At 57.6% G+C, this 19,121-nt stretch carries 13 protein-coding genes; 11 read left to right on the top strand and 2 right to left on the bottom strand.

Features of this window, described 5'->3' with window-relative positions:
• Position 1 precedes the first annotated feature (1 nt).
• From JYB84_RS12055 to der, 3 genes are all read left to right on the top strand, one after another.
• Entirely contained in the window at positions 2-619 is a 618-nt protein-coding gene (locus tag JYB84_RS12055; protein WP_207320315.1) for a tetratricopeptide repeat protein, read from the top strand.
• 10 nt (positions 620-629) lie between these two features.
• Positions 630-1,817 (top strand): outer membrane protein assembly factor BamB, encoded by a 1,188-nt coding sequence (gene bamB, locus JYB84_RS12050; RefSeq protein ID WP_207320314.1) that lies wholly within the window; start codon positions 630-632, stop codon positions 1,815-1,817.
• 79 nt (positions 1,818-1,896) lie between these two features.
• Positions 1,897-3,363, top strand: a complete 1,467-nt coding sequence (der, locus tag JYB84_RS12045; protein WP_207320313.1) for a ribosome biogenesis GTPase Der — start codon at positions 1,897-1,899, stop codon at positions 3,361-3,363.
• 96 nt (positions 3,364-3,459) lie between these two features.
• On the opposite strand, the gene xseA is transcribed toward der, so the two are convergent.
• The gene (gene xseA / locus JYB84_RS12040; protein WP_207320312.1) at positions 3,460-4,818 is read right to left on the bottom strand and encodes an exodeoxyribonuclease VII large subunit; all 1,359 of its coding nucleotides are present in this window, start codon (positions 4,816-4,818) and stop codon (positions 3,460-3,462) included.
• A 119-nt stretch (positions 4,819-4,937) separates the two neighbouring features.
• On the opposite strand from xseA, the gene guaB reads away from it, so the two are divergent.
• From guaB to tadA, 3 genes are all read left to right on the top strand, one after another.
• Positions 4,938-6,404, top strand: a complete 1,467-nt coding sequence (gene guaB, locus JYB84_RS12035) for an IMP dehydrogenase (RefSeq protein WP_207320311.1) — start codon at positions 4,938-4,940, stop codon at positions 6,402-6,404.
• 105 nt (positions 6,405-6,509) lie between these two features.
• Positions 6,510-8,087, top strand: coding sequence for a glutamine-hydrolyzing GMP synthase (gene guaA, locus JYB84_RS12030; RefSeq protein WP_207320310.1), 1,578 nt, complete (start codon positions 6,510-6,512; stop codon positions 8,085-8,087).
• Positions 8,088-8,689: 602 nt separating this feature from the next.
• Positions 8,690-9,160 (top strand): tRNA adenosine(34) deaminase TadA, encoded by a 471-nt coding sequence (tadA, locus tag JYB84_RS12025; RefSeq protein ID WP_407696035.1) that lies wholly within the window; start codon positions 8,690-8,692, stop codon positions 9,158-9,160.
• A 312-nt stretch (positions 9,161-9,472) separates the two neighbouring features.
• Here the strand turns inward: tadA and mltF are convergent, their stop codons facing one another.
• Complete coding sequence (mltF, locus tag JYB84_RS12020; protein ID WP_207320308.1) at positions 9,473-10,888, bottom strand: membrane-bound lytic murein transglycosylase MltF; 1,416 nt, start codon at positions 10,886-10,888, stop codon at positions 9,473-9,475.
• Positions 10,889-11,131: 243 nt separating this feature from the next.
• Between mltF and purL the strand changes: the two genes are divergently transcribed.
• The 5 genes from purL (at position 11,132) to JYB84_RS11995 (ending at position 19,052) form a co-directional block, all read left to right on the top strand.
• Positions 11,132-15,013, top strand: a complete 3,882-nt coding sequence (gene purL, locus JYB84_RS12015; protein ID WP_207323208.1) for a phosphoribosylformylglycinamidine synthase — start codon at positions 11,132-11,134, stop codon at positions 15,011-15,013.
• Positions 15,014-15,934: 921 nt separating this feature from the next.
• Positions 15,935-17,491, top strand: a complete 1,557-nt coding sequence (locus tag JYB84_RS12010) for a cytochrome ubiquinol oxidase subunit I (RefSeq protein WP_207320307.1) — start codon at positions 15,935-15,937, stop codon at positions 17,489-17,491.
• A 15-nt stretch (positions 17,492-17,506) separates the two neighbouring features.
• The gene (gene cydB, locus JYB84_RS12005) at positions 17,507-18,646 is read left to right on the top strand and encodes a cytochrome d ubiquinol oxidase subunit II (RefSeq protein ID WP_207320306.1); all 1,140 of its coding nucleotides are present in this window, start codon (positions 17,507-17,509) and stop codon (positions 18,644-18,646) included.
• Positions 18,647-18,654: 8 nt separating this feature from the next.
• Positions 18,655-18,768, top strand: coding sequence for a cytochrome bd-I oxidase subunit CydX (gene cydX, locus JYB84_RS12000; RefSeq protein WP_207320305.1), 114 nt, complete (start codon positions 18,655-18,657; stop codon positions 18,766-18,768).
• A 14-nt stretch (positions 18,769-18,782) separates the two neighbouring features.
• Entirely contained in the window at positions 18,783-19,052 is a 270-nt protein-coding gene (locus tag JYB84_RS11995; RefSeq protein ID WP_207320304.1) for a TfoX/Sxy family protein, read from the top strand.
• Positions 19,053-19,121 lie beyond the last annotated feature (69 nt).

Here is a 19,121-nt window from a genome sequence, read left to right as displayed (position 1 = left end):
CGTGGATATTTATAGCACCGAAGAACAACAGGTCGAGGCGATAAAGCAGTTTTGGAAGGAATACGGTACCTCTATCCTGGTGGGCGCCGTGGTGGGCCTGGGTGGCCTCTATGGCTGGAATACTTATTCCGACATGAAACTGGCCAAGGCCGAGTCCGCCAGTCAGGCATTTGAAACCATCAGTCAGGCCGGTGATGAAGCCGCCATGCTCAAGGCCGCCGAAAACTTCAAGGCCGAGCACGATCAGGCCGGTTATGAAACCCTGCTGTCGCTGATGATGGCCAAGTCTGCTGTGGATGCCAAGGATTACACCAAGGCCGAAGAACTGCTCAAGCAAGTGATTGCCAACAAGGCCGCCGGTGAGCTGGCCATGGTGGCCACCCTGCGTTTGGCGCGGGTACAGGCCGAGCAAGGCCAGCTGGCCACGGCGCTGACCACTCTGGATGCGGTAACTGTGCCTGCCTTCGAAGCCCAGCGTGAAGAACTCAAGGGTGATTTCCTGGCTCGCCAGGGCGAGAACGACAAGGCCAAGGCCGCTTATCAGAGCGCGCTGGACAAGAGCGGTGTGGGTGCGTCACCCATGCTGCGTATGAAGCTCGACAACCTGAATCAGGCATAAGGAAGGGCCGATGAAGTCTTGGTGCAAAAACCTGCTCGTAGCCGGGCTGAGCCTGGCTGCCCTGTCGGCCTGTTCTTCCAACGATGTGGAAGAAGAGCCCGTCAGTGAGCTCAAGGAAATCAATGCCACCGTTTTCCCCCAGATCAACTGGGATGAAAAGGTCGGCAGTGGTGTTGGTGACTATTACTCCCGCCTGCGCCCTGCAGTGCGTTACGGCAAAATATTTGTTGCCGATCGCTACGGTGAGGTGACGGCCTTTGATGAGGCCAGCGGTGACAAGGTCTGGTCCCAGGATTTCAGCGAACTGTTCCGTGACAATGTGCTGGCCAAGAACAAGGGCGCCCGTCTGGCGGCCGGTGTCACTGTGGCCCAGAATAAGGTGTTCATTGGCGGCGAGAGCGGCCTTCTGGGTGCCCTGGATGCCAATACCGGCGAGGTGGTGTGGTATGCCCTGGCCGGAGGCGAGTTGTTGTCGGCACCGACCGTGGCCGAGGATCTGGTGGTGGTGAATACCGGCGCCGGTGCCCTTGAGGCCTTCAACATAGACACAGGCGCCAAGGTCTGGAGCTATGATAACGGTCTGCCGAATCTGACGTTGCGTGGCACAGGTGCCGCAGCCTATGAAGGTGGTGGCTTCTTTGTCGGCACCGCCGATGGCAAGGTGGCCGTGGTTATCAAGCAAAACGGTCAGCCCGCCTGGGAACAGGCCATCTACAGCCCCAGCGGTGGCAACGAATTCAGCCGCATGGCCGACGTGGATATGACCCCGCTGCTGATAGGTGATAACCTGTACGCTGTCAGCTATAACGGTAACCTGGTGTCCATGGAAGCCCGCACTGGCCGTGTGGTGTGGACCCGCAAGTATTCCAGCTTCAACGAGCTGGCAAGCTCCGGGGTGCAACTGTATCTGGTGGATGACCACAGCCGCATCTACGCCATCGACAGGCGCAACGGTCTGGAAATGTGGAGCAACTCAGAGCTCAGCAACCGTGCCGTGACATCACCTGAGGTGTTCGGTGATTACCTGGTGGTTGGTGATTTCGAAGGCTATCTGCACTTTATCGACCGTGCCGATGGCAAGTTGGTGGGTCGCATCGAGGTAGACAGCAGCGGCCTGTATGGCCAACCGCTGGTGGTGGACAACAAGATTTATGTCCAGGGCCGCAGCGGCAAGGTGGCCATAGTCACACTTCCTTAAGTCAAGGTTGAACCTTGCCAAGCCCCTGGAAGTGCTTCCGGGGGCTTTTTATTGAAAAGTTTGTAATAGAGGCAAAAACATGATCCCTGTAGTGGCCCTGGTGGGTCGTCCCAATGTGGGCAAATCGACCCTGTTCAATCGTCTCACCCGTACCCGGGATGCGCTGGTTGCTGACTATCCGGGCCTGACCCGCGACCGTAAGTACGGCCGCGCGTTTTTGTCCGGCTATGAATTTATCGTGGTGGACACCGGCGGTATCGACGGCACAGAAGAAGGCATTGAAACCAAGATGGCCGAGCAATCCCTCGCAGCCATCGAGGAAGCGGATGTGGTGCTGTTTATGACCGACGCCCGTGCCGGTCTGACCGCCGCCGATCTGGCCATTGCCCAGCATCTGCGCAGCCGCGAGAAAACCACCTTCGTGGTGGCCAACAAGGTTGATGGCATAGATGCCGACTCCGCCTGTGCCGAGTTCTGGTCTTTGGGCCTGGGTGAGGTGTATCAGATGGCTGCCGCCCAGGGCCGTGGCGTGACCAATATGATCGAATATGCCCTGGCGCCCTATGCCGAGGCTATGGGGATCAGCCGTGACGGTGAGGTCGAGGAAGAAGCCGACGAGCGTCAGTACACAGAGGAAGAGGCCGAGGCCGAGCAGCAGCGCCTGCAGGACCTGCCCATCAAGCTGGCCATCATAGGCAAGCCCAATGTGGGCAAATCGACCCTGACCAACCGTATTCTGGGTGAAGAGCGGGTGGTGGTATACGACGAGCCCGGCACCACCCGCGACTCCATCTATATCCCGATGCAGCGCGAGGGACGTGAGTACATCATCATCGACACCGCCGGTGTGCGTCGCCGTGCCAAGGTGCACGAGGTCATTGAGAAGTTCTCTGTGATCAAGACCCTCAAGGCGGTTGAAGATGCCAACGTGGTGCTGCTGGTTATCGATGCCCGCGAAGGTATTGCCGAGCAGGATCTGGGCCTCTTGGGCTTTGCCCTCAACGCCGGTCGCGCCCTGGTTATTGCGGTCAACAAGTGGGACGGCATAGACAACGATATCAAGGACAGGGTCAAGACCGAACTGGACCGCCGTCTGGGCTTTATCGACTTTGCCCGTATTCACTTTATCTCCGCCCTGCACGGCACCGGCGTGGGTCACCTGTTCGAGTCCATCGAAGAGGCCTACGACAGCGCTACCCGCCGCGTCAGCACCTCAATGCTGACCCGCATCATGCAGATGGCCCAGGACGATCACCAGCCACCGCTGGTCAACGGTCGCAGGGTGAAACTCAAGTACGCCCACGCCGGTGGTTACAACCCGCCGATCGTGGTGGTGCACGGCAACCAGGTGAGCAAGCTGCCGGACTCCTACAAGCGTTACATGATGAACTACTATCGCCGTTCGCTGAAGGTGATAGGTACGCCCATCCAGCTGCGCTTCCAGGAAGGGGACAACCCCTTCGAAGGCAAGGTGGAAAAGCTGACCCTGAGTCAGGAGCGTCGCCGCAAGCGCATGATGACCCACATTAAAAACAAAAAGGCCTGATCCGGGCCCCGCGCTTCGTACCACAAACAGTAAAACGCCAGGCAGTGCCTGGCGTTTTGTTTTCTGAAACCCGAAATTGTCCGTTTATGGGAAGTTTTAGCCGTTTGAGTTCGCCTCGGGGTCAATAGCCTCGATGCGGGATACCAGGGTCCCCTGTCTGAGCCGGCTGTGAATAAGCTCACCAACGGCACCGTCCTGCGCCTGCTCCAGCACCCGGCCCTCGCTGTCCTTGGTGATGGAATAACCCCGTGACAGGGTCGCCAGGGGGCTTACGCTCTCCAATCTGTGGGCATTGGCCGCCAGCCGCTGTTTGGCGTCTGCAAGGCCGTCCGCCATGGCATCATGCAAGCGGTTGTCGAGATAGCCAAGGCGCTGGCGTGCCAGGGCCAACTTTTGGGCGGGGGATTGACGGCTCAGACGGGCTCCGAGGCGCTCCAGTGTCAGGGTGGCATGGGCGAGTTTGCGCTCAAGGGCCGCTTCCAGCCGCAGTGCCAGCTCATCCACCCGCTGCATCTGCCGCTCCAGAGCCCGCTTGGGATCCTGTCTGTCGAGCCTTGCCTGAAGCCTTGCCAGGCGTTCGGCCTTTGACAAGCGGTAATGGCGCCAGCCCTGTCCCAGGCGCGCCAGCAGGGCGCTCAGGCGCTGGCGTTTGTAGTCCTGATCCTGGGACAGCAGCTCGGCACCGGCGGACGGGGTGGGGGCGCGCACATCGGCAACATAGTCGGCGATGGTGGTATCCACCTCATGACCAACGGCGCTGACGACTGTCAAAGCGCTGTTGTAGATGGCGTGTGCCAGCGCTTCGCTGTTGAAGCACCAGAGATCTTCCAGGCTGCCACCACCCCGGGTCAGCAGCAGTACGTCTACCTCGAGCCGCTGATTGGCCAGCTCTATGGCGCGGATAATCTCCTTGTCGGCACCTGTGCCCTGCACGGCTGTGGGATAAATGATCACCTCAAGAGACGGATCGCGCCGTTTCAGCACATTGAGCACATCGCGGATGGCGGCACCTGTGGGGGAGGTGATAACCCCTATGCGCTGCACATGGGCCGGCAGCGGCCTTTTGGTGGTGGCGGCAAACAGGCCCTCACTGGCCAGCTTTAATTTCAACGCCTCGTATTGCTGGGCCAACAGGCCATCACCGGCCGGTAACATGGCGTCCAGCAGCAGCTGATAGTCGCCCCTGGGTTCGTAGACGCTGATCCCGCCGTGAACTATCACCTGCTGGCCGTTTTGGGGCCGGAAGCTGACGGCGCCGTTGCGACCCTTGAACATGGCGCAGCGGATCTGCGACTGGCTGTCCTTCAATGTCAGATACCAGTGGCCGGAGGCGGGGGCGGAGAAATTGGAGATCTCGCCGCTGAGCCAGATCTTGCCCAGCTGTCCTTCCAGCAATTGCCGTACCTCGCCATTGAGGCGGGAAACGGTATAAATCGAGTTTTTAGGGACTTGCATGGATTTTTCCGGACAAACGCGAATTTTTATGTATTTTCCATTTACCAGTGCCAGCTTGCAAGGTATAATGCCGCCGCAATATTTCACCTCTTATATCCTACACATGGGGAGATGTTGCAATGCTACGTTTGATTAAAGAAGCGCTTACCTTTGACGATGTGTTATTGGTGCCAGCGCACTCCACCGTACTCCCTAATACCGCGATCCTCAAAACTCGTCTGACCAAAAAAATCGAGCTCAATATACCTCTGGTGTCTGCTGCCATGGACACTGTGACCGAGGCACGCCTGGCGATCGCCATGGCCCAGGAAGGTGGTATTGGCTTTATCCATAAAAACATGAGTATTGAGGCCCAGGCCGAAGAAGTCCGCAAGGTCAAAATCTACGAAGCCGGTGTGGTACAACAACCCGTGACAGTGACACCGGAAACTACCCTGGCCGAGCTCAAGGTACTGACAGAGCGCAACGGCTTTGCCGGTTATCCCGTGGTAAACCAGGCCAATGAACTGGTGGGCATAATCACAGGTCGTGACGTGCGTTTCGTGACCGACTGGAGCCTCCAGGTTGTTGAGGTCATGACACCGAAAGAGCGTCTGGTGACTGTGCCTGAAGGCACCAAGCTCGACGAAGTGCAGAAGCTGATGCACGCCAACCGCATCGAGAAGGTGCTGGTGGTGGATGACAATTTCCGTCTCAAGGGTCTCATCACAGTTAAAGATTTCGAAAAAGCCGAGCGCAAACCCAACGCCTGTAAGGACGAATTGGGTCGTCTGCGCGTCGGTGCTGCTGTCGGTGCCGGCGCCGGCAACGAAGAGCGTGTCGATGCCCTGGTCAAGGCCGGTGTGGACGTGCTGCTGATTGACTCCTCCCACGGCCATTCCGAAGGCGTGCTGCAGCGTATCCGTGATACCCGCGCAAGACATCCCAATCTGCAAATCATAGGTGGCAACGTGGCCACTGCCGAAGGTGCCTTGGCACTGGTGGAAGCCGGTGTTGATGCGGTGAAAGTGGGTATTGGCCCCGGCTCTATTTGTACCACCCGTATCGTGACCGGTGTGGGCGTACCGCAGATCACCGCCGTATCCGATGCCGCCGCTGCCGTTAAGCACCTGGACATCCCTGTGATTGCCGACGGCGGTATCCGCTTCTCCGGCGATCTGGCCAAGGCGCTGGCCGCCGGTGCCTCAGTGGTGATGGCCGGCTCCATGTTTGCCGGTACCGACGAAGCCCCGGGTGAAACCGAGCTGTATCAAGGCCGTGCCTACAAGTCATACCGTGGTATGGGATCCCTTGGCGCCATGAGCCAGGGCTCTTCCGACCGCTACTTCCAGAGCGATAACGCCGCCGACAAGCTGGTACCCGAAGGCATCGAAGGCCGTGTACCCTACAAGGGCAAGCTCAAGGAAATTATCCATCAGCACATGGGCGGCCTGCGTTCCTGCATGGGCCTGACCGGTTGCGCCACCATCAAGGAGCTGGGTGAGAAGGCCCAGTTCGTCAAGGTGACCTCCGCCGGCATGGGCGAGTCCCACGTGCACGACGTGACCATTACCAAGGAAGCCCCGAACTACCGTACCGGCGGCTGACAATAACAAGGGCGGCCCAGAGTCGCCCTTGCTGTACCTGTTGGTCTGGCCCATGCTTGTGGGTCCGGCCAAAAAATTCGCTTAACGATGAGATAAAGGTTACCCATGAGCAATATTCATGAGCACAAGATACTGATCCTCGACTTCGGCTCCCAGTACACCCAGCTGATCGCCCGCCGTGTCCGCGAAATCGGCGTGTACTGCGAACTCTGGGCCTGGGACGTGACCGAGGCCCAGATCCGTGAATTCGCCCCCAACGGTATCATTCTGGCCGGTGGCCCCGAGTCTGTGACCGCCGACAATTCCCCCCGCGCCCCCGAGTACGTGTTCAACGCCGGAGTGCCTGTGCTGGGGATCTGCTACGGCATGCAGACCATGAGCGAGCAGCTCGGTGGCAAGGTTATCCAGGGCGTGGGTGAGGGCGAGTTCGGTTATGCCCAGGTGGAAGTGCTGGCCGATTGCGCCCTGCTGCGCCACATCGAAGACGGCCTGTCCGACTCCGGCAAACCGCTGCTGGACGTGTGGATGAGCCACGGTGACAAGGTATCGGAAATCCCTGCGGGCTTCGTGGCCGTGGCCAAGACCGAAACCTGTCCTTTTGCCGTGATGGCTAACGAAGACAAGAAATTCTACGGCGTGCAGTTCCACCCCGAGGTGACCCACACCCGTCAGGGCAAGCGCATGCTGGAACACTTCACCCTGGATATCTGTGGCTGTGATGCCAAGTGGCAACCTGCCTCCATCATCGAAGATGCGGTCGAGCGCATCAAGGCCCAGGTGGGTGACGATGAAGTGATCCTCGGCCTGTCCGGTGGTGTGGATTCCTCCGTGACCGCCATGCTGCTGCACCGCGCCATCGGCAACAAGCTGACCTGCGTGTTTGTCGACAATGGCCTGTTGCGTCTCAACGAGGCCCATCAGGTGCTGGAGATGTTCGGTGACCACTTCGGTCTCAACATAGTCCATGTGGATGCCGAAGCCCGCTTCCTCGACGCGCTCAAGGGCGAAAATGACCCCGAAGCCAAGCGCAAGATCATCGGCCGCGTATTTGTGGAAATCTTCGACGAAGAAGCCTCAAAATGCGTCAATGCCAAGTGGCTGGCCCAGGGCACCATCTATCCGGACGTGATTGAATCCGCCGGCAGTGCCACAGGCAAGGCCCACGTGATCAAGTCTCACCACAACGTCGGCGGTCTGCCGGACGATATGGAGCTGGGTCTGGTGGAGCCGCTGCGTGAACTGTTCAAGGACGAAGTGCGCCGCATAGGTCTGGAACTGGGTCTGCCCTACGACATGCTCTACCGTCATCCATTCCCCGGCCCAGGCCTGGGTGTGCGGGTGCTGGGTGAAGTGAAGAAGGAATACTGCGACCTGCTGCGCCGCGCCGATGCCATCTTCATCGAAGAACTGCACAAGGCCGACTTGTACAACAAGGTCAGCCAGGCCTTCACCGTATTCCTGCCGGTACGCAGCGTGGGTGTGATGGGCGATGGTCGTAAGTACGACTGGGTTGTGTCCCTGCGTGCGGTGGAAACCATCGACTTTATGACCGCCCACTGGGCCCACCTGCCATACGATTTCCTCGGTCGGGTTTCCAACCGTATCATCAACGAAATCAACGGTATCTCCCGCGTGGTGTACGACATCTCCGGTAAGCCACCAGCGACCATTGAGTGGGAATAATTGCGGGTTATTCCATTGTCGCAATTAGCCTGAGTTAGATGAAATAAAGCCCATGAAATCATGGGCTTTATTTTTTATCAGGTCTATTTCCACCCTGCAATACCAGCATGTGACTACCTAGTCTGTTTAAGAACTTCAAAGTCGCGGCCTTCCAGCCCACCTCCGGGCAAGGGGTATTGCTTGTCCAATACCCCTTGCATCCCCAAGGACACCCCACCGATGCTGACAGCCCCTCGCCCTTATGCTGAAAATTGGCTAACGCGTCAGACGCTCATCCCTGATTCGACTGACGCTGCTTCGGCATCCATGCCTTGCCACGCCATTTTCAGCAACGTCCTCGGCAGCATCGGAACGGGGAAATCGGTGTATAGGTTTGGCAGATTTAATTAGTTTAAATTCAAGGGTGTTACCTGAGTAAAATGTGGCAGTGAGTACTTAATTTCTGGTTGCTCGTTTGGAGTTGGACAGATACGTATGACACCCTTTCTTTTTGCGGCTTGGCAGGGTGACTGGCTATAATGGGCGCCCCGTTTTTTGAATCGACAGAATCGACAGAATCGACAGGATTTAGCTTGAACCCAATAGATGATGATGAACACTGGATGCGTCAGGCGCTGGCTCAGGCCGCCTTGGCCGAGGCCGAGGGGGAGGTGCCTGTGGGGGCGGTGTTGGTGAAGGATGGTGAGCTGATTGCCACTGGCTTCAATCACAACATAGGCCTTAACGATCCCAGCGCCCACGCCGAGATGCAGTGTTTACGCCTGGGGGGCAGGTTACTGGATAACTACCGCCTGCTGGGCACCACGCTTTATGTGACCCTGGAACCCTGCGCCATGTGTGCCGGTGCCATGGTGCACAGTCGCATCCAAAGGTTGGTGTTTGGTGCCAGGGATGAGAAGACGGGGGCGGCGGGAACCGTGGTTAACCTGTTGCAGCACCCGGCGTTCAATCATCAGGTGGAGATCAGCGCCGGCGTCCTGGCCGAGCAATGCTCGGCGCAGCTGAGTGAGTTTTTTCGGCGTCGCCGGCAGGAGAAAAAAGCCTTGAAACAGGCGGCGAAACCGCAGGACTGATCAGTCCTCGGCCTGGATGAAGTTGAAGAACAGCTTTTGACGGTTGAGCAGTTGTTTGTGACGGGCCTTCAGCACTGTGCGGCGCCGCGCGGCGGCATTGTTGAATATCTTGCGTTTCATTTGGGGTACTCCTTTTTCCCGGGTCCCTGTGACCACTAGGGTGTTTTTCAGAATTCTCTGTTTTAAAAACATTAACAGCGACGGCCGTTACTGGCAATAGGGTGGCAAAGCGCTGCCTGGCTGTTTCTTGGGCAGATAAGCGGGAAATTTGATCTCTGAGGGTATTTGTCCCCAAAGGATTGTCTTTGGGGACTATTTGGGGGCCGTGACCTGGTCCGTTACGGTATCGCTGTCCGGGGGCGTTTCCTGGGCCAGCGGTTGCTCCGGGCTATTCTGGTTGTCGAGCCACACCAGGGTATCATAGTAGCGGCGGATGGAGTCCACGTAATGCACCGCTTCGCCGCCACGGGCGTAGCCGTAACGGGTGCCCTGATAGTATTTGCGTTTTTGCAGCAAGGGCAGGGTTTGTTTCACATCACGCCAGGCACTGGGGTTGAGTCCCTGGGCCTCGGCCAATTTGCGGGCATCCTCAAGGTGCCCCAAGCCTATGTTGTAGGCCGCCAGGGCAAACCACATCCGCTGATTCTCGGGAATCGACTCCGGCAGGCGGGTCAGCAGATCTTTAAGGTAGGCGGCACCGCCGCGAATGCTCTGCTCGGGATCCAATCGGTTGTCTATTCCCAGCTGTGCCGCGGTATTCAGGGTCAGCATCATCATGCCGCGCACGCCTGTGGGAGAGAGGGCATTGGGATTCCAGTGGGATTCCTGATAGCTGGTGGCGGCCAATTTGCGCCAATCCAGTTCGCCGGCGTAGGCCTCGAACAAGGGCCGATAGCGGGGCAGCTTGGCATCTATGGCGCGGATAAAGGCGCGGGTGTCCACATAGTCGAAGCGTTTGACGTGGCCAAAGTATTTCTCGTTCAGGTGATCCAGGGTGCCGGCCCGGCGCTCCTGGTGCCAGAAACTCAGCAGCTTGCTCATCAGCTCGTCTGTGCCTGTGGCTGACAGCAGCCAGACCACGGGCTGATGCTCGGCCAGCACCAGTCCGGCCCGCAGCTCAGGCAGGAAGCGACGGTTAATCTGTAAGCTGGTGGAATGACTGAGGGTGTATTTGAGATCCCCCTGGGCCACCTGGGCCAGCAGTTCGTCGTTGTCCTTGTCTGCGGCCTGTTCCCACTGCAGTTCGGGATGGCTCTGTTGCAAGCGGGTGAGGCTTTCGACAAAGGCGGAGTCGGCCACCACTGTGATCTGGCCGCTCAGTTCGTTGACGCTCAAGGGTTCCGGGCTGCCTTCGCGATAAACCACCACCTCGTTGACATAATACAGCGGTGGCCCCATACGGAAGCGATCGCGGCGAACGGGGGTTTCTGTCATTCCGGCGGCAATAATGTCCAGCTCGCCGCGGGCGAGGGCATCGAACAGCTCACTTCTGCTGGAATAGGCCTTCATATTGAGCGGCAGCGCCAGATAATCGGCAAAGCGGGTCGCCATTTCATAGTCAAAGCCGCTGAGGCCTTGACCCGAGCTCATGTAAATCTGCTGGGCATAGAGGGTGCCAACCCTGAGTTCCTGCCGGGGTTCGGGTTCCACCGGCATTGGCTCATGCTCCGCCGGCTGACAGGCACTCAGCATCAGCAGCAGGGATGAGATAAGCCAATATCTATGCATTTCAATAAAATAGCCTTGTTAATTAGCCAGTTCGGCAGAGACTGAACGGCAAGTTGAACCCGATTTTAAGCGTCCATGGCTGAGGTGTGGCTGAACAGCCTGCTAAAAGTCTTTCTCAGGTCCCAGCCGCCACAGGAGAAACACTGTTTTGTCACTCCTTTGCAGGTGATTTACGGGGCACATTTCCCTATAATAGCGCCACCTCTGACCCTGTAATTATAAAAAATAAGGTGAATAGACGTGATGGAGATCATCCGCGGAGCCCCTGCACTCTCGGCGTTTAGGGTGCAAAAGCTGATGGAGGCCTGTCAACAAGCAGCGCTTCCGGTACGCCAAATCTACGCTGAATACGTTCATTTGGCCGATCTTAGCGAGTCGCTCGACGCCAATGAAACCGAGCAGCTTGGCAAGATCCTGACCTACGGCCCTGCCATTGAAGCGCATGCCCCCACAGGTCAACTGCTGTTCGTGACTCCCCGCCCCGGTACCATATCCCCCTGGTCCTCCAAAGCAACAGATATCGCCCAAAATTGCGGTCTTGGCAAGATAAAACGCCTCGAGCGTGGTGTGGCCTATTACGTTGAGGCTGATGCGCTCAGCGCCGAGCAGCAAAAGCAGCTCAAGGGCCTGTTGCACGATCGCATGGTGGAAGTGGTGCTCGACAGCTTCGAGTCTGCCACAGTGCTGTTCGCCCGTACCGAACCCGCCCGCTTCACCAGCGTCAATATCCTGGGTGAGGGCCGCCGTGCCCTGGAAGTCGCCAACCGCGACATGGGTCTGGCCCTGGCGGAAGACGAAATCGATTACCTGGTGGAAAACTTTGTCCGCCTGGGACGCAACCCCAACGACGTCGAGCTGATGATGTTTGCCCAGGCAAATTCTGAGCATTGCCGTCACAAGATCTTCAACGCCGACTGGACCATAGACGGCGAAGTGCAGCCAAAATCGCTGTTCAAGATGATCAAAAACACCTTCGAGAAGACTCCGGATCACGTGCTGTCCGCCTACAAGGACAACGCCGCCGTGATGGAAGGTTCAGTGGCCGGTCGTTTCTTCCCCGACCCTGACGGTGTTTACAACTATCACACCGAACCCATGCACATCCTGATGAAGGTGGAAACCCACAACCACCCGACCGCCATCAGCCCTTATCCGGGTGCGGCCACAGGCTCAGGCGGTGAAATTCGTGACGAAGGCGCAACGGGTCGCGGCTCCAAGCCCAAGGCCGGTCTGACAGGCTTCAGCGTGTCCAACCTCAAGATCCCCGGTTTCGTGCAACCCTGGGAAGGCAACTACGGCAAGCCCGAGCGTATCGTCAGCGCCCTGGACATAATGATCGACGGCCCACTGGGTGGCGCCGCCTTCAACAACGAATTCGGCCGTCCCGCTCTGCTGGGTTACTTCCGCACCTATGAGCAGCAGGTCAGCAGCCATAACGGCGTCGAAGTGCGTGGTTACCACAAGCCCATCATGTTGGCCGGTGGTCTGGGTAACATACGTGAAGAGCATGTGCAGAAGGGCGAGATCTCCCTCGGCGCCAAGCTTATCGTCCTCGGTGGCCCGGCAATGAACATTGGTCTGGGTGGTGGCGCCGCCTCCTCCATGGCCTCGGGTCAATCCAGCGAAGATCTGGATTTTGCCTCAGTGCAGCGTGAAAACCCGGAAATGGAACGCCGCTGTCAGGAAGTGATCGACCGCTGCTGGCAGCTGGGCGACGAGAACCCAATCCAATTTATCCACGACGTGGGCGCCGGCGGTCTGTCAAACGCCTTCCCTGAGCTGGTGAACGATGCCGGTCGCGGTGGTCGCTTTGAGCTGCGCAACGTGCCTTCCGATGAGCCCGGCATGAGCCCGCTGGAGATCTGGTGTAACGAGTCCCAGGAACGCTATGTGCTGTCCGTGGCCGCCGAAGATCTGCCGCGCTTTGCCGCCATCTGTGAGCGCGAGCGCGCACCTTTTGCCGTGGTGGGTGAGGCGACCGAAGAACGTCACCTGAGCCTGTCCGATACCCATTTCGACAACAAGCCCATCGACCTGCCGCTGGAAGTGCTGCTGGGCAAGCCACCCAAGATGAGCCGTGACGTGGTCAGTAAGAAGGCGGTATCGCCCGCGCTGAACCAGGACGCCATCACGGTGGATGAAGCCGTCAAGCGGGTATTGAACCTGCCGACCGTGGCCGACAAGACCTTCCTGATCACCATTGGCGACCGCACCGTGACAGGTCTGGTGGCCCGGGATCAGCTGGTGGGTCCATGGCAGGTGCCCGTGGCCGACTGCGCCGTGACCGCCGCCACCTTCGACACCTATGCCGGTGAAGCCATGTCCATGGGCGAGCGTACTCCGCTGGCGTTGCTGGACTTCGGCGCCTCTGCCCGCATGGCGGTGGCTGAATCCATCATGAACATAGCCGGTGCCGATATTGGTTCCTTCAAGCGTATCAAGCTGTCAGCCAACTGGATGTCTGCCGCCGGTCACCCCGGTGAAGACGCGGGTCTTTACGAAGCGGTCAAGGCCGTGGGCGAAGAGCTGTGCCCAGAGCTGCAACTGACCATTCCCGTGGGCAAGGACTCAATGTCCATGAAGACCGCCTGGGAAGAGGCCGGTGAGCAGAAGACTGTAACCGCGCCCATGTCGCTGGTGATCTCCGCCTTCGGTGCGGTGCGCGATGTGCGCAATACAGTGACGCCCGAGCTGCGCAGCGACAAGGGTGAAACCGTGCTGCTGCTGGCCGATCTCGCCAAGGGCAAGGCCCGCCTCGGTGGCTCCTGCTTGGCCCAAGTCTACGGTGAGCTGGGTGATGTGGCACCGGATCTCGACGATGCCGCCAGCCTGCGCGGTTTCTTCGAAGTGACCCAGTCTTTGGTGGCAAGCCGTCAGCTGCTGGCCTACCACGACAAGAGTGACGGCGGTCTGTTCACCACCTTGGTGGAAATGGCCTTCGCCGGTAACACGGGTCTGGATATCGACCTGTCAGCACTGCCTGGCACGGTTCTGGAGCGCCTGTTCAACGAAGAGCTGGGTGGTGTTATCCAGGTGGCCAAGGCCGATGCCGATGCCATCATAGCTGCCTATGGCGCCGCCGGTGTGGCCTGCCATCAGGTTGCCGAGCTGGTCAACGAAGACAAGATCAGCATCCGTGACGGTGAGCGTGCCGTATACAGCAACAGCCGCGTGGCCCTGCGCACCCTGTGGTCCGAGACCACCTATCGCATGCAGGCCATGCGCGACAACCCTGAGTGTGCCCGCGAAGAGTTCGAACTCAAGCAGCGCGCCGATGAGCCGGGTCTGACAGTTAAGCTGGGCTTCGACCCCAGTGAAGATGTGGCTGCACCCTATATACTCAAGGGCGTGGCGCCCAAGATGGCTATCCTGCGTGAGCAGGGCGTGAACTCCCATGTGGAGATGGCGGCCGCCTTCGACCGCGCCGGCTTTGAAGCCCACGACGTGCACATGTCTGACATACTCTCGGGCCGCATCAGTCTGGAGCAGTTCCAGGGCCTGGTGGCCTGTGGTGGCTTCTCCTACGGTGACGTGCTGGGTGCCGGTGAGGGCTGGGCCAAGTCCATCCTGTTCAATGGCCGTGCCCGCGACGAGTTCAGCCGCTTCTTCGAGCGCGACAGCAGCTTTGCCCTCGGGGTCTGTAACGGCTGTCAGATGATGTCGAACCTCAAAGACATCATCCCTGGTGCAGAGCACTGGCCGCGCTTCGTGCGTAACCGCTCCGAGCGTTTTGAAGCCCGCTTCAGCCTGGTGGAAGTGCAGCAGAGCCCATCGCTGTTCTTCAGCGGCATGGAAGGCTCTCGCATGCCAATCGCCGTGTCCCACGGTGAAGGTTTTGCCGAGTTTGCCAATGCCGAGGCCCTGGCCCGCGCCGAAGCCACAGGCACCATAGCCCTGCGTTATGTGAATGGCCATGGCCAGGTAGCAACCCAGTATCCGCAGAACCCCAACGGCTCGCCAAACGGCTTGACCGGTATTACTACTCTGGACGGCCGTGTCACCATCATGATGCCGCACCCTGAGCGGGTATTCCGTACCGTGGCCAACTCCTGGCATCCGGACAACTGGGGTGAAGACAGCCCCTGGATGCGCATGTTCCGCAACGCCCGGGTCAAGATAGGCTAATCAAAAGCGGCTAATTGTCTTTAGCAATAAAAAAGGAGCGCCTCGGTGCTCCTTTTTTATTGCTTGCTGATCTGTAATTAGGTGGGCGGGAAGCTTGCTGCGCAAGCAAAAAAAAAGCCCCGGGGTGGGCCGGGGCGGTTTTGCGCTAACAAAACAATAAATCACTTCAAAAGGGAAAGTTTTACTCTTACAGCTCCTTGGCTGTGTAGAGTTCAACAAAGACACGCTTATAGCGGTTAACCAGACGATCGAGTAAGTTTTTCATTTGGGCTTCTCCACAAAAATTGTTGAATCACGCGGAGTTGGGTTGCGCCTACAGCACAGATGGCAATAAAAACCGTCTCCTTAACACTGGGCATATATTAGCCGCAGCCAATCTTCGCTTCAAACGAGAAAAACTTGAATTAAATATAAGAAAAACTAATCAATGATATGTGGTGTTTTTATGTGTACGAAAAAAAACCATTTAAAAATAACGCGTTGAGATTTTTTAGTGTTATTTGTCATTCTAAATGCTTATCTATTTTAATGAAGTTGTATCGAATTTAATGAAAATTCAGGGTTAGAGCATAATTAGTGAATAATCTGCTATTAATGCTGTAGTTCCTATGTTCCTCAACCGGCGTGGCCATGGCCAACAGCTGCGGTCAAGGCCTGTCTGCGCAAACGTGCTGTGGTCCGCAAATTTGGCATAAAAAATCACCTTACATTGATCTGGATCAATTTGCGGTGGTATAAACTCGCTGTCGCCAATGGGGCTTATTTAATTAAGAGATTGATAAATAAGCTAATGAGTCGGGTTGCCTTTCCAAGTAACGCAGGTTTCCAGGTATCACTCGGCGGCGCTGTGGCACTTATGCCCCCAATCCTGCACGGTATGACCTGATGTCTCCCGGGGAGATGTCATTAAAGGAGTCTCTGATGATAGTTGAAGAGGTTGTCGAGCTATCGCGCCTGCAATTCGCGCTGACGGCCATGTATCACTTCCTGTTTGTTCCCCTGACCCTCGGCATGGCATTTCTGCTGGCCATCATGGAATCCCTCTATGTGATGACGGATAACCCCATCTACAAGGACATGACCAAGTTCTGGGGCAAGCTGTTCGGCATTAACTTTGCCCTCGGGGTGACCACAGGATTGGCGATGGAATTCCAGTTTGGTACCAACTGGTCCTATTACTCCCATTATGTGGGCGATGTGTTCGGGGCGCCGCTGGCCATTGAGGGCCTGATGGCCTTCTTTATGGAGTCCACCTTTGTCGGCATGTTCTTTTTTGGCTGGGATCGTTTCAGCAAGCGCCAGCATCTGGCCGTGACCTGGCTGGTGGCCCTGGGCACCAATATGTCGGCCATGTGGATCCTGGTGGCCAATGGTTGGATGCAAAACCCCGTGGGCGCCGAGTTCAACTATGAAACCATGCGCATGGAGATGACCAGCTTCGCAGAGGTGCTGTTCAACCCTGTGGCTCAGGTGAAATTCGTCCATACAGTTGCATCAGGCTACGTGACCGGCGCCATGTTCGTACTGGCCATCAGTTCCTATTACATACTCAAGAAGCGCGATTTGCCTTTTGCCCGTCGCTCCTTCGCCATAGCTGCAAGTTTCGGTATGGCGTCCATCTTGTCTGTGATAGTGCTGGGTGACGAATCCGGTTACACCGTAGGTGAGGTGCAGAGAGTCAAACTGGCCACCATTGAGGCCGAGTGGCATACCGAGCCGGCACCGGCGGCCTTTACCCTGGCGGGTTTGCCCAACCAGGACACAATGCACACAGATTACGCCATCAAGATCCCCTATGCGATGGGCATTATCGCCACCCGCTCACTGGATGAAGAAGTGATTGGCCTTAAAGATCTTATCGCTGGCCACGAACTGCGCATTCGTAACGGTATGCAGGCCTACGCCATGCTGGAGCGCCTGCGCGGCGGTGATACTTCGCCGGAACTGCGCGAACAATTCGAGGCGTCCAAGGGCGATCTCGGCTATGGCCTGTTGCTCAAACGCTACACCGACAAGGTAGTCGATGCCAGTGAAGAGCAGATCAAGGCCGCGGCCCTGGACTCCATTCCCCGGGTAGCACCTGTATTCTGGAGTTTCCGCGTTATGGTGGGCTTTGGGATGATTATGTTGCTGGTGTTTGCCGCCGCCTTCTGGCAAAGCACCCGCCATCGGATTGAAGAAAACAAGTGGGTGCTGCGGGCGGCGCTGTTCAGCCTGCCGTTGCCCTGGTTGGCGATAGAGTGTGGCTGGTTTGTGGCCGAATACGGTCGCCAACCCTGGACCATTTCCGAGGTGCTGCCGACCTTTATGTCCGCTTCCAGCCTGACGCCGGGGAATATCTGGTTCAGCATTATCTCCATCAGTCTGTTTTACACTGTGCTGCTGGTGATAGAAGTGTTCCTGATGCAGAAGTTTGCCCGCCTGGGCCCCAGCAGCCTGAAAACCGGCCGCTACCATTTCGAGACCCACAAGGCCTGAGTTGAGGATTGACCTATGTTTGATTACGAGACATTAAGATTTATCTGGTGGGCGCTCATTGGCGTATTGTTCGTCGGCTTTGCCGTTACCGATGGCTTTGACATGGGCGTGGGTATGCTGCTGCCCGTGATTGGCAAAGATGACACAGAGCGGCGCATCATGATCAACTCGGTCGCCCCCCACTGGGACGGTAACCAGGTGTGGCTCATTACCGCAGGGGGCGCCCTGTTTGCCGCCTGGCCCATGGTGTATGCCGTGTCCTTCTCCGGTTTTTATCTCGCCATGGTGCTGGTGCTGCTGGCGTTGTTCCTGCGCCCCGTAGGCTTTGACTATCGCTCCAAAATTGAAGATCCCCGCTGGCGCAAGTCCTGGGACAAGGCGCTGTTTATCGGCTCCTTTGTGCCGCCGCTCATCATAGGCGTGGCCTTTGGCAACCTGTTGCAGGGCGTCCCTTTCGACTTCGATGAATACCTGCGCGCCACCTATCACGGCGGTTTGCTGGGGCTGCTCAATCCCTTTGGCCTGTTGTCAGGTGTTATCTGTGTTTCCATGTTCATGATGCAGGGCTCGGCCTGGTTGCAGATGAAGACCGAAGGGGAACTCAGGGTTCGCGCAGCCAAGGTTTCTGTGGCGGTAGCCCTGGTGCTTATGCTGTTGTTTGCCGCCGCCGGTTTCTGGGTGGCCAATGGTATAGACGGTTACGTGCTGACCTCTGTGCTTGATCACGGCGCCGCCTCCAATCCGCTCAACAAGACGGTGGCAACCGTGACCGGTGCCTGGATGGCCAACTACCAGAGCTGGCCGCTGACCCTGATATTTCCGGCCCTGGGACTCTTTATGCCGCTGTTGGTGGTTTTGGCGAGCCTGCTTAATCGCAGCGGTCTGGCTTTCCTGGCCAGTTCAATGGCCAGTAGCGGGGTGATCCTGACCTGCGGCGCCGCCATGTTCCCGTTTGTGATGCCCTCGTCACTGGTGCCCAACGCCAGCCTGACCATGTGGGATGCGACCGCCAGCGCCACCAGTCTGACAGTTATGACTCTGGCCGCCATGGTGTTTGTGCCCATAGTGCTGAGCTATACCACTTGGACCTATTTGAAAATGTATGGCCGGCTTAATCGCCAGTTTATCGATTCCAATAAGACATCACTTTACTAGGAGGCCCTATGTGGTATTTCACCTGGATTTTGGGCGTATTGCTGGCCTGTGCCTTTGGTATCATCAACGCCCTGTGGCTTGAGCATACCGAGAACATGGATCGCAAAACGGAAACCGACTGAGCCTGCGCTTCGCCATGACAGCCATAGTTGATTGTCGCAATCTGGGGCCCAAGTCGGCGGCCCTGCTGGCTGAGGTGGGTGTCTGCAATTTGGCACAGTTGCGGGAGTTGGGGGCCATTAATGTCATGCTGCGATTGCAGCGACTGGGGCACAAGCCCAATCTGAACCTGCTGTATGCCCTGGAAGGGGCCATCACGGATTGCCATTGGCAGCAGGTGGCCCGCAGCCGCAAGGGGGAACTGCTGTTGGCGCTGGATGCCGCCCTGGCCTTTGACAGGCTGTGACTCTTAAAAAAGGCCGCTCAAATGAAGCGGCTTTTTTGTGGCGCAATGGCGGCTAAAGTCGCCTTTTTA

The organism is Shewanella cyperi, assembly GCF_017354985.1.
GTDB lineage: Bacteria > Pseudomonadota > Gammaproteobacteria > Enterobacterales > Shewanellaceae > Shewanella > Shewanella cyperi.
The sequence above is the reverse complement of the archived record's forward strand: the minus strand, read 5'-3'. Positions and strand labels throughout refer to the sequence as shown.